Origin of the sequence: Paraburkholderia sp. 22098 (assembly GCF_052045935.1) — a bacterium.
Taxonomy (GTDB): Bacteria; Pseudomonadota; Gammaproteobacteria; order Burkholderiales; family Burkholderiaceae; genus Paraburkholderia; species Paraburkholderia caledonica.
In genome coordinates, this window is record NZ_JBQEPV010000016.1 from 1 (window position 1) to 15,552 (window position 15,552).

General features: G+C 61.2%; 13 protein-coding genes. 11 read left to right on the forward strand and 2 right to left on the reverse strand.

Features of this window, described 5'->3' with window-relative positions; genetic code table 11:
- Positions 1–133: 133 nt before the first annotated feature.
- Both purU and ACTJLB_RS26725 read right to left on the reverse strand, forming a co-directional pair.
- Positions 134–1,009 carry a formyltetrahydrofolate deformylase gene (gene purU, locus ACTJLB_RS26720; RefSeq protein ID WP_440785055.1) on the reverse strand — a complete coding sequence of 292 codons (876 nt, stop codon included), beginning with the start codon at positions 1,007–1,009 and terminating at the stop codon, positions 134–136.
- A 125-nt stretch (positions 1,010–1,134) separates the two neighbouring features.
- Positions 1,135–2,049 (reverse strand): choline sulfate utilization transcriptional regulator, encoded by a 915-nt coding sequence (locus ACTJLB_RS26725; RefSeq protein WP_440785057.1) that lies wholly within the window; start codon positions 2,047–2,049, stop codon positions 1,135–1,137.
- Between the two features lie 172 nt (positions 2,050–2,221).
- On the opposite strand from ACTJLB_RS26725, the gene betC reads away from it, so the two are divergent.
- From betC to ACTJLB_RS26780, 11 genes are all read left to right on the forward strand, one after another.
- Positions 2,222–3,760 carry a choline-sulfatase gene (gene betC, locus ACTJLB_RS26730; protein WP_440785058.1) on the forward strand — a complete coding sequence of 513 codons (1,539 nt, stop codon included), beginning with the start codon at positions 2,222–2,224 and terminating at the stop codon, positions 3,758–3,760.
- 45 nt (positions 3,761–3,805) lie between these two features.
- The gene (locus ACTJLB_RS26735) at positions 3,806–4,759 is read left to right on the forward strand and encodes a choline ABC transporter substrate-binding protein (protein ID WP_288830539.1); all 954 of its coding nucleotides are present in this window, start codon (positions 3,806–3,808) and stop codon (positions 4,757–4,759) included.
- A gap of 276 nt (positions 4,760–5,035) precedes the next feature.
- A complete protein-coding gene (locus ACTJLB_RS26740) occupies positions 5,036–6,184 on the forward strand; it encodes a porin (RefSeq protein WP_020067513.1) in 1,149 nt (382 codons plus the stop codon).
- Positions 6,185–6,460: 276 nt separating this feature from the next.
- The gene (locus tag ACTJLB_RS26745) at positions 6,461–7,378 is read left to right on the forward strand and encodes a LysR substrate-binding domain-containing protein (RefSeq protein ID WP_440785059.1); all 918 of its coding nucleotides are present in this window, start codon (positions 6,461–6,463) and stop codon (positions 7,376–7,378) included.
- A 185-nt stretch (positions 7,379–7,563) separates the two neighbouring features.
- Positions 7,564–8,235: a GntR family transcriptional regulator gene (locus ACTJLB_RS26750; RefSeq protein ID WP_230985838.1), complete on the forward strand. Its 672-nt coding sequence runs from the start codon at positions 7,564–7,566 to the stop codon at positions 8,233–8,235.
- A gap of 128 nt (positions 8,236–8,363) precedes the next feature.
- A complete protein-coding gene (locus ACTJLB_RS26755) occupies positions 8,364–9,974 on the forward strand; it encodes a gamma-glutamyltransferase family protein (protein ID WP_440785061.1) in 1,611 nt (536 codons plus the stop codon).
- Positions 9,975–10,085: 111 nt separating this feature from the next.
- On the forward strand, positions 10,086–11,390 hold the full coding sequence (oxlT, locus tag ACTJLB_RS26760) for an oxalate/formate MFS antiporter (RefSeq protein ID WP_408493300.1): 1,305 nt from the start codon (positions 10,086–10,088) through the stop codon (positions 11,388–11,390).
- Positions 11,391–11,441: 51 nt separating this feature from the next.
- Positions 11,442–12,218: an ABC transporter ATP-binding protein gene (locus tag ACTJLB_RS26765; protein WP_440785062.1), complete on the forward strand. Its 777-nt coding sequence runs from the start codon at positions 11,442–11,444 to the stop codon at positions 12,216–12,218.
- Positions 12,215–13,069, forward strand: coding sequence for an ABC transporter permease (locus tag ACTJLB_RS26770; protein WP_408414545.1), 855 nt, complete (start codon positions 12,215–12,217; stop codon positions 13,067–13,069). Before ACTJLB_RS26765 ends, ACTJLB_RS26770 begins: the two co-directional genes overlap by 4 nt.
- Before the next feature lie 40 nt (positions 13,070–13,109).
- Positions 13,110–14,090: an ABC transporter substrate-binding protein gene (locus tag ACTJLB_RS26775; RefSeq protein WP_440785064.1), complete on the forward strand. Its 981-nt coding sequence runs from the start codon at positions 13,110–13,112 to the stop codon at positions 14,088–14,090.
- 37 nt (positions 14,091–14,127) lie between these two features.
- A complete protein-coding gene (locus ACTJLB_RS26780; RefSeq protein ID WP_440785066.1) occupies positions 14,128–15,483 on the forward strand; it encodes an amidase in 1,356 nt (451 codons plus the stop codon).
- The last annotated feature ends 69 nt before the right edge of the window (positions 15,484–15,552 follow it).

A 15,552-nucleotide genomic window follows, 5' to 3' on the forward strand; every position in this document is an offset into this window, starting at 1 on the left:
CGACCAGCTTGGCGTACCCCGGCTCTCCTGACCTCAACTTCCCGAACCGCCCGGTGCGGACCCGCATGCCGGGTGGTGTGGCAGGGGTACGGCCTTATGGCCGTCCCCTATGCCGATTGTGCTTATTGCAGCACTATTGCAGCACGACAGTTCTATCTCCGTTGATAAACACCCGCCGCTCGATAAACGCCTTGACCGCGCGAGCGAGCGTAATGCACTCGACGTCGCGTCCGGTGGCGAGCAGGCGCTCCGGACTGTACGAATGATCGACGCGCTCGACAACCTGCTCGATGATCGGACCTTCGTCGAGATCGTCGGTCACGAAGTGCGCGGTCGCGCCGATCAGTTTGACGCCACGCGCATGCGCCTGGTGATAGGGTTTCGCACCCTTGAAGCCGGGCAGAAACGAATGGTGAATGTTGATCGCGCGTGCAGCGAGTGCACGGCTCGTCTCGCCCGAAAGAATCTGCATGTAACGCGCAAGAATCATCAATTCGGCGCCGGAGGTCTCGAATAGATCGAGCAAGCGCGCTTCCTGCTGCGGTTTTGTATCGGCGGTAATGGGCAAATGGTGAAACGGCAAGCCGTGTTGCTGCGCGAGCGGTTCGAGATCGCGGTGATTCGAGCCAATGCCGACAATGTCCATCTTGAGCTCGCCCATTCGCCACCGAAATAGCAGGTCCGCGAGACAGTGCTCGAGCTTCGACACCATGATGAGTACTTTGGGACGCGTGCTGACGTCGTGCATTGCCCAGGTCATACGAAAGCGCTCGGCAATCGGCTCGAACTCCCGTTTGAGCGCGGCGATATTTCGCGTCTCGTTCGCATCCACGCCGTGAAAAACGCAGCGCACGAAAAACCGCTCACCGAGGTCGTCGTCGAAAACGGTGAGTTCGTCGATATAACAATGATGCCGGTCGAGAAAGCCGACAACGGCGGCAACCTGGCCCGCGGCGCTCGGACACGCGACGGTGAGAACCAGTTGATCAGGACGGGAATCGGCGGACATGCGCTCTCCACATAAACGAAGGGGGATGCCGCGGGGCGCGGCATGCATCGTCGCAGTAGAGCAAATTCACACGCGGCGCGGATAGAAGCGAATCGCCGTGGCAATGGAACCGGAACGCCAGATAGCTATTCCGCGTCGAGCCCGCATTCGCCGAGCAGCCATTGGCGGAAAGCTTCGACTGCGGGCGTTGCCGCGCGCTGCGTGACCAGCATGTAGCCGCGCTCGGTGACCACCGGGGTGTCGAACAGCTCGACGAGTTGGCCGGTGGCGAGCAGTTCGTGGATGAGCGGCGCCCAGCCGAGTGCCACGCCTTGGCCCATGATCGCCGCATGGGCGACGAGGGTGAAGCTGTTGAACGTGATGCCGCGATGCGCAGCGGGAGCGACGAGGCCGTGCGCCGCGAACCAGTCGGCCCACGACACCCAGCGCGCGGGCTGCGTCGGTTCAAGGTGCAGAAGCGGCAGCGCGAGCAGTTCGGACGGCGACCTCAGCGGTGGATGTGCTGCGAGAAACGCCGGGCTGCACACTGGCGTGACACGCTCCGGAAAGAGCTTGATGACGCTGCGCGCGTTCCAGTCCGCATGTTCGTCGCCAAACGCAATCGCCACGTCCGCGTGATCGTGCGACGGATCGAACACACTCTGCGACGTGATGATCTTCACGTCGACATCAGGCATCAGCGCCTTGAATTGCGAAAGCCGCGGCATCAGCCAGTAAGTAGCGAAACCAAAGTCGGTGGACAGGGTGAGCGTTTGCGACGTACGGCGCGCGCGGATTTCGGCAGTGGCATGACGGATGGTGTCGAGCGCAAGACGCACTGCATCGAAAAGCCGCTCGCCGTCTTCGGTGAGCCGGACACCGCGATGGCCGCGTTCGAAAAGGGGTGCGCCCAGCGTCTCTTCGAGCTGCACGATGCGCTGGCTTACTGCCGGCTGCGTAGAACCCAACTCTCGCGCGGCCGCGGTGAAACTCGCGAGACGCGCGGCGGATTCGAACATTGTCAATGCCTGCATTGGCGGCAAGCGGTCCTGCCTCGACATAACGCCCCCTTATAGGCACATAACGAATTGCCGTCTTCACAGCGCCGAATTGACCGGCAATAGTGGTGCAGATGCCGCACGCGGACCGCCACCAGCGCTTCGAGTTGTGTCTGCGATCGCACCGGCATAGGTAGTTGCACTGACATCCATGATTCTATTCAAGGCGCGCTCCATGCTTGACAGCAAAAAGAATATTCTCATTCTGATGGCCGACCAGATGACTCCATTTGCGCTCGCCGCTTATGGACACCCGCTAACCAGAACACCCAACCTCGACCGCCTTGCACAGCAGGGTGTGGTATTCGATTCTGCATATTGCGCAAGCCCGCTGTGTGCGCCGTCGCGCTTTTCTTTTCTATCCGGCAAATTGCCGTCTGCAATCGGCGCGTACGACAATGCCGCGGAATTTCCGTCGCAAACACTGACATTCGCGCATTATCTTCGCGCTGAAGGATATCGCACGATTCTCTCGGGAAAAATGCATTTCTGCGGCGCGGATCAGTTGCACGGTTTCGAAGAGCGCCTCACCACGGACATTTATCCGGCCGACTTCGGCTGGACGCCGAATTGGGACGATTTCGAGGCGCGCCCAACGTGGTATCACAACATGAGTTCCGTTATCGACGCCGGGCCGTGCGTGCGCACGAACCAGCTAGATTTCGACGATGAGGTCACGTTCACAACGCGCCAGAAGCTCTTCGACATTGCCCGTGAGCGGCACGCGGGAAAAGACGCGAGGCCGTTCTGCATGGTCGCCTCGCTGACACATCCTCATGATCCTTACGCGATTCCGGAAAAGTACTGGAACATGTATCGGGACGACGATATCGACATGCCCGCGCATCGCGACTCGTTCGACGAAGCCGATCCTCACTCGAGGCGCTTGCGTCACGTTTGCGAAACCGACCGCACGCCGCCGACCGACCAGCAGATCCGCAACGCACGCCGCGCCTATTACGGCGCGATTTCCTATGTCGACGACCAGTTCGGTGCGATTCTCGAAGCGCTCGACCAGGCCGGGCTCGCACAGGACACGATTATTGTCGTCACTTCCGATCATGGTGAGATGCTCGGCGAGCGTGGCCTCTGGTACAAGATGACCTTTTTTGAAGGTGGCTGCCGCGTGCCGCTGATCGTGCACGCACCGCCGCAATTCGATGCGCATCGCGTGAAGGCTTCCGTGTCGCATCTCGATCTGCTGCCCACATTGGTCGAACTGGCGCGCGGCGAACAACCGGCCGCATGGCCCGATTCGCTCGACGGGCACAGTCTTGTGCCGCATCTTCGAGGAGAGCAGGGCGGTCATGATGAAGCAGTAGGCGAGTACCTTGCGGAAGGCGCTATTGCGCCGATTGTGATGCTGCGGCGCGGGCGCTTCAAGTTCATACACTCGCCTGCCGACCCCGACCAGCTGTACGACGTCGAAGCCGATCCGCTCGAACGAGTGAACCTCGCGCCGAAAGCCGAGTACTCCGCCCAGATAGAGGAATTGCGCGACGAGATTGCCGCGCGCTGGGATCTTGCCGCGCTGCACGATGAAGTGCTGCAAAGTCAGCGCCGTCGCCGCTTTCATTTCGCCGCCACCACGCAAGGCACAGTTGCTTCATGGGACTGGCAACCTCGGGTCGATGCCAGTCAGCGTTACATGCGCAATCACATCGATCTGGACACGCTCGAAGCAATGGCGCGCTTCCCGGCGGTCGCGCACTGACGGTCGCTACGTGCTTACTTCTCACTCACTCACAGGAAAGTCGCGATGATGAACAAGCTATTCAAACAGGCGATGTCCAGCGTTGTGCTGCTATGCGCGGCAGCCAGTTTCGCGTCGGCCGCGGAGCCGCAATCGTGCATGCAGGTGAACATGGCGGGGCCTGGATGGACCGATATCGACGCCACCAATGCGATGACGGGCGTCGTGCTGAAGGCGCTCGGGTATAAACAGAAGGTGGCTAACCTGTCTGTGCCCATCACGTATCAGGGCCTGAAAAAAGGGCAAATCGACGTGTTTCTCGGCAACTGGATGCCCGCGCAAGCACCGGTCGTCAAACCCTTTGAAGAAGAAAAATCGATCGTGGTCGTTCATCCGAATCTGAGCAATGCGAAGTTCACGCTCGCAGTGCCCGACTACGTGGCGGCGGCGGGCGTTCACTCGTTTGCGGACCTTGCCAAAAATGCCGACAAGTTCGATAGCAGGATCTACGGCATCGAACCGGGCGCGCCGGCCAATCAGAACATCAAGAAGATGGTCGATGACAAAGCGTTTGGTCTCGACAACTGGAAGCTCGTCGAATCGAGCGAGACTGGCATGCTTACTCAAGTCGAACGTGCAGTACGCGAGAAGAAGTGGATCGTGTTCCTTGCGTGGGAGCCGCATGTGATGAACACGAAGTTCAAGCTGACTTATCTTGACGGTGGCGATAAGTACTTCGGTCCGAACTACGGCGGCGCCACGGTCAACACCGTTGCGCGCAGCGGCTATGCGCAACAATGCCCTAACGTGGATCGTCTTTTCAAGCAGCTGACATTCAACGTCGACATCGAGAACGGAGTAATCACCGAAGTACTCGAAAAGAAGACCAGTGTCGACGTAGCCGCAACCGAAGCGCTCAAGCGCCACCCCGAACTGCTCAAGTCGTGGCTCGATGGCGTCAATACCGCGAGCGGTGCGAATGGCCTGCAAGCCGTTCAGACGGCTCTTGGCGTGAAGTAGAAAAGGCAATGCCAGTTGTTCGCTCGTAAGGTCGCAAGGCGACAGATTCATGTCGCATCCAATCGACTCGCCGTAAATCTGGAACCGTATTCTTGACGCGTCGATGCGGGCTTGGCGGAATTTTCATGCTGAACAAATAACAGCCAGGCCATATCGATCGGTCTCAACCGGTTTCGAACTGCCCGTCATGCGAGAAGCGCCGCGCGCCTGCTATTGGCCGCGGCAGGGATCGCTTTATCCAACGAATTGCGCAGGCAAAGAGCAGGGGAGAATTCAATGAAGAAGAGAAATGCCGTCAGTCTTTCGGGACTCGCTATTGCAGCAAGCGCCGTGTGCGCGCCAACGGTTGTCCACGCGCAAAGCAGTGTCACGCTGTATGGCGTTCTGGACGCCGGCATCACGTACGTGAGCAACGCTGGTGGCTCCCACCAGGTCAAGTTCGACGACGGCATTTCGTACGGTAACCGTATCGGCTTCAAAGGCGTCGAAGATCTCGGCGGCGGCTTGCAGGCCATCTTCGTGCTCGAGTCGGGATTCCACCTGGGCAATGGACAGCTTGGATTCGGCGGTGCCGAGTTCGGCCGCCAGGCATATGTCGGCCTGAAGAACAGTTGGGGCACGCTGTCGTTCGGTAACCAGCTCGACATGACGGAAGAATTCGCTTACCTGTACAACATATCGGCGTGGGCGAGCGGTTACGCGATTCACCAGGGCGACTTCGACCGGATGAACGGCGACCGGCTGCCGAATTCGATCAAGTATCTCTCCAACGACATCTCCGGTTTTTCTTTTGGCGGCATGTACTCGTTCGGCAATACGGCGGGCGACTTTCACCAGAAGAGCGCATGGAGCGTGGGCGCACGCTATGAACACGGCGCGTTCAACATGGGCGCCGCCTATACGCAGTTGAACAATCCGTTCGGTATCTACGCGTTCGATCCGTATGCGATGATCGGCACGCATACCTTCCTCGGCCAGCCTACCGTCTCGGTCGATCCTGCAACCGGCGCGGTAACAGATCTGTACAGTGCCTCCGCATTCCCCGTCGACAAGCAAGGCGCCTTTGCGGTCGGCGCCGCATACACGATCGGCAACGTGATGTTGAGCGGCAACTTCACCTACACCACGATCAAGGGGCTCGGACAAACGTCGCATATGCAGGTGTACGAGGGCGGCGCGTCATACACGTTCACGCCGGCGTTGATGCTATACGGCGGTTATCAACACACGCGATTTGAAGGAAACCACTGGAATCAGGGCTCGCTCGGGCTTCACTATCTGCTGTCCAAACGCACGGACGTTTATATCTCCGGTGATTATCTGCGCGCTTCCGATGGCGTGAACGCGGTGATCGGCTATAGCTTCACGCCGTCGAGCACGAGCACGCAGGCCGATGTGCGTATCGGCATGCGCCATTCGTTCTGAAGCACCGGCGGCGGGTTTCCGGCAGCGGGAATCCGCCGTGGCTATTTGTCTGCTTGTTCAGTAATTGTCTGCTTTATCGGTATTTGTCGCTTCTTCTTTATATCCGCTCTACAATCCCGTCCCTCGCATGAGTCGCAGTTCAGTCTGGCCTGCCGTAGCGGCATGTACGGACGTTGCGCTCCATGTCTTCTTTTCCGAATTGCAATGAGCGGTGTCGCCGTGATCTGCGCATCGTGATGCACTGTATCAACACCTGGGCGGGACCGAGGATGCCGAATGCCGATAAAGCTCTCCTTTGAAGCGCTTGAAGTACTGGATGTAATAGACCGAACAGAGACGTTTGCCGAGGCAGCCGAGTTGCTGCACAGAGTACCGTCGGCACTGACCTATCTCGTGCAGAAGATTGAAAGCGATCTGGGCGTCGAACTGTTCGACCGCAGCGGAAGACGCGCGAGACTCACGCAAGCCGGCCGGGTACTCGTGGAAGAAGGGCGTCAGTTGCTCAAGGCGGCGCGACAGCTCGAAATGAAAGCGCAAGGCATCCAGCGAGGTTGGGAGTCGGAACTTTGCATCTGTCTGGATGAAATCCTGCCGTTTGAATCGTTGTGGCCGTATGTTCGCAGCTTCTACGAAATGGAGACGATCACGCGGTTGCGCCTGTCCACCGAAGTGCTTGGCGGCGTCTGGGATGCGCTGATTACAGGGCGCGCGGATCTCGCCGTGGGCGCAGTCGGTGAGCCGCCTCACGCGGCGAATATCGCGGCGCGGCCAATTGGAGCGTTGCGGCATCTATTCGTGATGGCGCCGGATCATCCGCTTGCCGCGATGACCGAGCCGTTGGACCGCGGCACGATTGCCGCATATCGCGGCGCTGTCATAAGCGACACGTCGCGCGAGTTACAGCCTCAATCGGTGGCGACGTACGACGGCCAACCCGTCATCGTAGTGCCCACGCTGGCGGCCAAGGTCGGCGCGCTGTGCGAAGGAATCGCCGTGGGCATGCTGCCTGAACGCGTGGCCGAAGGCCTCATACGCGAACGGAAACTCGTCGGGAGACGGATTGCCGGCGTGCGTGAGCACACGCAATGCTATCTCGCGTGGCGCGAAGATAAAGGCGGACATGCGCTGGATTGGTGGATCGAACAACTGGACAAGGAAGATCTGGTCGACAGGCTGTTCGGTGCATGCATATAGTTGCGAACGTCAGTTCAACAACGCCGCCCGCAGATTAAATTCTTGTTGACGGATCTTTTGACGGTGACCGATAGTCACTGCCGGAAGATCTGTTAATCCCAGGCTCGTGCGTGAAAGACACAACCCGCTCTCCCTCGTCCCGCGCTGACCACGTGTATTTCAGCGTGCGAGACGATATCTTCGACATGCGCCTGCTTCCGGGCGACCGTATGACTGAAGGCAGCATCGCTGACCGCTTCGGCGTTTCGCGCACACCAGCGCGAGAGGCGCTGCAACGTCTTCAAAGCGACGGTCTGATGCGCGGCTATGTACGCGGCGGCTGGGAAGTCGTGCCGATCGACTTCAAGCGCTTCGAAGATCTGTACGAAATGCGCAAACTGATCGAGACGTTTTCTGTCACCAGGCTCTTTGGCGCTGACGGCACCCTGTCCGCCACCGCTTTGCAGATGCTTGAGCGGCTCGACCGCATCTGGAACGTCCCTCGCGCACAACGCGTTCGCGACGGCCGGGAGATGGTGGCGCTCGACGAGGCGTTCCACGAGGCGCTCGTGCTCGCCGCGGGCAATGAAGAGCTGAGCGCGGCCATGCAGCGCGTGACCGACCGCATCCGCGTGGTGCGGCGGCTCGACCTCGTATACGGCGATTGCATCGACGACACTTACAACGAACACATTGCGATTCTCGCCGCCATCCGCGATCTTGCGGCTGACCGGGCAGTCGAGTTATTGGGGCGGCACATAGAAGGAAGCAGGGCGGAAGTGCGCACACTGACCACCGAGCGCCTGCAGCGCGCCCGCACCGCCTCGGAGCCTCACAGTGCGCCTTATGCACCACCGAGGTTGCGAGGCACCATCTAGCAACACGCTTTTCGGCGCGGCAATTTGTTAAGCGCCTTCTGCAATCGGCCTTTGCGCGGAATGCGGACGTTGGCATGGTATTCGCATATGCACCGGGTATGTATACAAGCAAAAGCCCCGTGCACCCGATGCCTTCCGAATTCCTGAACCCGGCCCGCGGAACCCGCGGCATGGCGGTCGCGCCTCATGCGCTTGCCGCGCAGAGCGCGCTCGCCATCTTGCGCGAAGGCGGCAACGCCGTCGAAGCGATGATCTCGGCCGCGGCGACAATCGCCGTCGTCTATCCGCATATGAACAGCATTGGCGGCGACGGGTTCTGGCTTATCTCGCGTCCCGGCGCCGAGCCTGTCGGTATTGAAGCCTGCGGTGCGGCGGCATTGGCGGCGAGTGTCGACGAGTACCGCTCGCGTGGACTCTCGGTCATACCGACGCGCGGCCCGCTCGCAGCCAACACGGTGGCCGGCACGGTGTCCGGCTGGCAGCGCGCGCATCGCTGGTCGGCTGAAACGCTGGGCGGCAGGCTGCCGGTCGAACGCCTGCTCGAAGACGCGATCCATTACGCGAAGCACGGCGTGCCGGTCACGCGCAGCCAGTCGCAATGTGTCGAAAGCCGCCTCGCCGAACTGCGCTCGATCCCGGGTTTCACAGAGACATTTCTCTGCGATGGTCAGGTGCCGGCTACAGGCGAGCGCTTCGTCGCACCTCGTCTTGCCGCCACTCTCGAACGTCTCGCCCATGCAGGCTTCGACGACTTCTATCGCGGCGACCTTGCACGCAGCATCGCGAGTGATCTTCAGTCGGCCGGCTCGCTGCTGACTCTCGCAGACCTGCAACGACACGAGGCACGCGTGCGAACGCCGCTCGCGCTCGATCATTCGCTGGGCGCGATCTACAACATGCCGCCGCCGACACAAGGGCTCGTGTCGTTGCTGATTCTGGGCATTCTCGATCGCGTGTTGACGAAAGAGATGGACCCGCTGGGTCCCGAGTTCGTGCACGCCTGTGTCGAAGCAACCAAGCTCGCGTTCGCGGTGCGCGATGCAGAGATCACCGATCCGGATCACATGCGCGTCGATCCCCGCGAACTGCTAAAGCCTGCCGCGCTCGACGCAATGGCTGCGCAGGTGTCATCGACTCGAGCCGCGCCGTGGGGCGCCGGTCGCGGGCCGGGCGATACGGTGTGGCTCGGAGTGACCGATAGCAACGGCGTGGCGGTGAGCTTCATCCAGAGCATTTATCACGAGTTCGGCAGCGGCGTGGTGCTGGCCGGGACGGGCATCAACTGGCAGAACCGCGGATGCAGCTTCTCGCTCGACGAGCGCTCCCGCAATCCGCTAATGCCGCTGCGCCGGCCTTTTCACACGCTGAACCCCGCGCTCGCACGTTTCGCGGATGGCCGCACGATGGTCTACGGCAACATGGGCGGCGACGGGCAGCCGCAGTCGCAAAGTGCGGTGTTCTCGCGCATTGCGATGTTCGGCTGGAATCCGCAGGCCGCGATCGACGCGCCGCGTTGGCTGCTCGGCCGCACATGGGGTCAATCGACCGACACGCTTAAACTCGAAGCGCGTTTCTCTGCGGACACGATCGCGCGACTTGCAGCGCTCGGCCACGAAGTCGAGACGATGCAAGCGTATGACGAAGCAATGGGACATGCCGGCGCAATCGTTCGGTATCCCGATGGATTGATCGAAGCGGGCTACGACCCGCGCAGTGACGGGGCAGCCGCGGGCTGGTAGACGCACACGCGCGCTATTTTTCAATCGGATTGCAGGTCCGGCCTTCGAGGCCCGGAGGACGCTGCACGTCTGCCGGGCGCCGGCAGACATTCGCCTAGTAATGGAGTCACCATGACCACACGTTTGCAATCTTCGTTGCCACCCATCGCGTCGACGGAAGCCGGCGCCGTTTCGTCGGGCGCGACCCACAATCGTTGGCTGCAACTCGGGCTCGGTCTCGTCTGCATGATGGCGATTTCGAGTCCGCAGTATGTATGGACGCTGATGACCAAGCCGCTCGCCGCGAAACTCGGCGTTGCATTGCCTGAGCTACAGGTCACGTTTTCGCTGCTGATCATATTGCAGACGTTCTTCTCGCCGTTTCAGGGCAAGCTGATCGACCGCTTCGGACCACGCATGCTGATTTCAATCGGCACCGTCATGTCGGGCCTGAGCTGGGTGCTGGCCTCACAGGTGCATAGCGCGCCGATGCTCTACCTCACTTATGGACTGGTCGGCGGTCTCGGCACCGGTATTGTGTATGTCGGCGTGGTGGGGCTGATGGTGCGCTGGTTCCCGACCAATCGCGGCTTTGCTGCGGGCGCCGTCGCGGCGGGCTATGGGATGGGCGCAATCGTCACGACGTTCCCGATCGCCACGTCGCTGCAAGTGCGCGGCATCGATGCAACGCTCTGGATTTTCGGCATTGCGTTCGCAGTGGTAGGCCTGCTTGCTTCGCAGGGTTTGCGCGTGCCGCCTGCGCACGATGCCGCGGCTTCCCCGGGCTCCGCTTCCGCGCCTGCCGTTAGGAATTTCCGCCCTTCGCAGACGTTGAAGACGCCGATCTTCTGGCTGATGTTCGCGATGATGACCATGATGTCCACGTCGGGCCTCATGGTCACCTCGCAAATGGCCACCTTCGCCGCCGACTTCGGCGTGACCAAGGTTCTCGTGTTCGGCATGGCGGCGTTGCCGCTGGCGTTGACGATCGACCGCTTCACGAACGGACTCACGCGACCGCTGTTCGGCTGGGTGTCGGACAGAATGGGGCGCGAGAACACGATGTTTTTTGCCTTCGCGCTCGAAGGTGTGGCCATGGCGCTATGGCTGCTCACGCGCGATAACGCCGTGCTGTTCGTGCTGCTGTCGGGCGTGGTGTTCTTCGGTTGGGGCGAGATCTTCTCGCTGTTTCCGTCGACGCTCACTGACACGTTCGGCACGCGGCACGCCACCGAGAATTACGGCTGGCTCTATATCTCGCAAGGGATCGGTTCTATTTTCGGCGGCCCGCTCGCGGCGTTGATGCATCAGCACGCGGGAAGCTGGGTGCCGGTTTTTTCGACCGCGATCACGCTCGACATCGCGACCGCGCTGCTTGCCATTGCGGTGCTCAAGCCGATGCGCCGGCGCTTTCTGGCGGCACAGCAGAGCGCGTGATTTCAATCGCTTTGTCGCAATGCACTCCGAAAACGTCGTCGAGGAACAGACATGTCCGTTCAGCTTGCGTTACGCAATATCCGTAAATCGTTTTCGAACAAACTGGGTTCCGTCGACGTGCTCGGCGGTCTGACCTTCGATATCCACGAGCGCGATTTCGTCAGCATCATCGGGCCTTCGGGCTGCGGCAAAACCACGGTGTTCAACGTGATCGCCGGCCTGCTCGAAGCGGATAGCGGCGACATCGTCTATCGCGGGCAAAGCGTCGATGGCTTGCGCGGCAAGGTCGGCTATATGATGCAGCGCGATCTGCTGCTGCCGTGGCGCACCGTGCTGCAAAACGTGCTGATCGGGCCGGAGCTCTCGAAGATGCCCGCTGCGCAAGCACGCGACATGGCAATGGAATACCTCAATACCTATGGGCTCGCCGGCTTCGAGAATGCGTATCCGCGCATGCTGTCAGGCGGCATGCGTCAGCGCGTGGCGCTGATCCGCACGCTGATTAACGATCCCGACATCATTCTGCTGGACGAGCCTTTCTCGGCGCTCGACTATCAGACGCGCCTGTATCTGGAAGGCGTGCTGATGGAGGCCGTCGAGACGTTTCACAAGACAGTCGTACTCGTCACGCACGACATCGACGAGGCGGTGGCCTTGTCGAAGCGCGTCGTTGTACTGGGCGGCCGGCCTTCGCAGGTGAAGAAGATCTATGACATCGACATAGCCGCTCGCTCGCCAATCGGTGCACGCAGCGACCCGAACTTCGCCGGGTACTTTCACGCGTTATGCGGCGAGCTCGACATTCAGACGGAGGTGGAAGCAGCATGACGCAATCCGCTTCCATCAATAAACCGGCGCCTGCACAACGCACAGCAAAGCCCCGCGCGCGCTTCGTGCTCGACAGCGGCTGGGGGCGTTCGCTGTTGCAACTCGCGGCGGTAGTGGCGTTCTTTGCGATATGGGAAGGCGCGGCGCGCGTCGGCTGGGTGTCTAATTTTCTTGTGGGCTCGCCTTCGAAAATACTCGCGGCGCTCGTGCGCGACGTGCAATCGCATCAGCTTTTCATCGACACCGGTTATACGCTTTTTGAAGCAATTCTCGGCTTCGTGTTCGGCACCGCAGTCGGGTCGGTGTGCGGACTCGCGCTGTGGTATTCGCCGTTCGTCGCGCGGCTCATCGAGCCGTTTATCGTCGCGATCAATAGTGTGCCGAAGATCGCTTTTGCACCCATCGTGATTCTGTGGTTCGGCACCGGACTCATCTCGAAGGTTGCGCTGGCCATTTCGCTGACCGCGATCGTTGCGCTGATTGCCGCATATGAAGCGGCCAAGGACGCCGATCCCGACCTGCAGGCGTTGCTCGTCACGCTCGGCGCCAACAAGAACGACGTGTTCATGAAAGTCGTAGTGCCGTTCACGCTGCCTTACGTGATCTCCACGTTTCGCATCAACGTCGGCTTCGGTCTGGTGGGCGCAGTGGTGGGTGAATTCATCTCATCGGAGAAGGGCCTCGGACACATGATCTTCACCGCGTCCAGCCTGTACGACCTGAACACCGTGTGGGAGGGGCTGTTCGTGCTCATGGCGATCGGCTTCGTCCTGTACTTTCTGATCGACATGCTCGAACGCAAACTGCTGCCCTGGCGGCAGGCGTCGAATACCACCACGCTCAAGGTTTAACGCATTCCGGCAGTCCAACCACTTCATGACAGGACAGACGATGGCATTCACCGCAAGAAAGGCGCTCGTCGCGCTCACGACCGCTTTGGCACTGAGCGTTGCAGTCGTTTCAACACCGGCTCTGGCCGACGGAAAGAAAGTGACTGTTTCGCAGGCGTTCCAGTCGATGCTCTATTTGCCACTCTATGTGGCAATAGACGGCGGATTTTTCGAAAAGGCGGGACTCGACGTCACCAAGCAGACGGCGGGCAGTCCGAGCGCGGCGCTTTCGGCTGTGCTGTCCGGCAGCGCGGACTTCTCGCTACACGGTCCGGAGTGGACGGCCGTGGCCGCGGAGAAGGGCGCCGATGTCGATGTGATCGCGAATGTCGTGAACGGTGCGGCGGTGTGGATCGCCGTTGCGCCGGATGTGAAGTTCAGCGGCATCAAGGACGTGAAAGATCAGGTGGTCGTGTCGGGACAGATGCCGACCACCAGCACGTCGCTGTTCTTCAAGCTGCTGAAGGAGAACGGCATGTCGCAAAGTGACGTGAAGCTGGTTCAGGTGCCGCTCGGCTCGGAGATCGGACCGCTCGTTGCCGGCCAGGCGAAGATCGCGGTGATGTATGAGCCTGGTCTCGATCAGGCTGTCGCTAAGGGCATGAAAGTCGTGCTCGGTTTTCCGAAGCTCTATGGCGAATACGCGTTTTCGTCAATTTCCGCGAAGCGCAGCGTCGATCCGGATGCAGCCGCGCGGTTCGTGAAGGGGCTGCAAAACGCGCTGCTCTACATGCAAAGCCATCCTGCAGAAACGGCGGCCATCGCGCGCAAGGAATTCCCGACACTCGACGCCGCAGTGGTCGACGCAGCGGTGAAGCGTATGCTCGACGAAGGCGTGTATCCGAAGAACGTCAGCATCACGCCGAAAGCGCTGACTGTCGCGATGGATACGCAGATCGCCCTCGGCAATCTGAAGCAGCAGCCGAACTACGACAGGTTCATCGTGCAGAATTACATCCAGCCGGCGCTTGCCGCGAAATAACACCGCTCACACCGTTGACACCGTTCGCGACGCTTACATGACCATGTTCTCTTCTTCTTCAAAAGCTGCGCCGATTCCGTCCATCTCGCAGATTCGCGCTGAAGTTACCTCGGGCAAGGCGAGACTCGAGCAGTACGTCACGCAGGCTTACGAGGCGGCGTGCAAATCGCAGGCGTCGTTGCATGCGTTCTGTTATTTACCGGACGCCGCGCGCGTCAATGCCGCGGATGTCGCCTCGCCGCTGGCGGGCGTACCAGTCGCGGTAAAGGACGTGATCGATACCGCCGACATGCCGACCGAATTCAACTCGCTCGCCTACAAAGGACGGCGGCCCGAGCGGGATGCGTGGGTGGTCGCGCGTTTGCGTGCGGCGGGCGCGTCGATTATCGGCAAGACGGTGACGACCGAATTCGCGTGGCGGAAGCCGGGCGCGACCGTCAACCCGTGGAATGACGCGTTCACGCCGGGCGGTTCGTCGAGCGGCTCGGCGGCGGCCGTCGCGGCGGGGATCGTGCCGCTCGCGCTCGGCACGCAGACGCAGGGATCGGTGATACGGCCGGCGGCGTACTGCGGCATCGTCGGCTTCAAGCCGACTTACGGAGCGATTGCGCGCACGGGCGTGTTGCCGCTGGCGTGGTCGCTAGACCACGTCGGCATGTTTGCAACACGCGTCGCGGACGTGGTTTATGCACTGGCGCTCGTCACTGGCGCGGACGCCGCCGATCCGCACGTCTCGCATGTTCGGTCCGCTGCCCATGTTGCGGCGCGCGGCACGGGGACGCGGCGCATCGGCGTGCTGTCCAAACAGGCCGGCGGGGCAATCGAGCCGGCGCAGCAGGCCGCGCTCGACAGGCTCGCGGCTCAACTGGCACGAGACGGCGCCGAGATCGTCACAGTCGATCTGCCTGCCGAGATCTTCGAAACGCCTGCGCATGCGTTGAAACTGATGTCGGTTGAAGCCGCGATCACGCACGGCGAACTGGTCGATCGCACACCCGAACTGGTGAGCGAGGCAATGCGCGGCCTCGTCGAAGAGGGCCGCAAGCTGCCCGCGACCGTCTACGCGAGCATCAAGGCGGCGCAGATGCCGATGGCGCACCGCTTCCACGACTGGCTGACCGGCGCGCTGGCGCTCGATGCGCTGCTGGTCGCGCCGGCCACCGGCGAACCGCCGCGCGGGCTCGACTATACGGGCGACGCGTCATTCTGTGCACCGTGGACGTTTCTCGGCGTGCCGGCCGTGACCGTGCCCGTGGGATTCGGGCCGCAGGGCTTGCCTCTCGGCGCGCAGCTGGTAGGCGCTGCTCACGGTGACGCCGATTTGCTGAAACTCGCCGAGTGGGTCGAAGCGCGCACAGGGTGGCCTGCGGCGGTGGCGCAGCGGAAGATGTGATCGCGGACGCCGGGCCGGCTGCCCGGTGTGGCATGGGTTGTGCGTCTTTGTAGGGTTCCTGGCCCATAG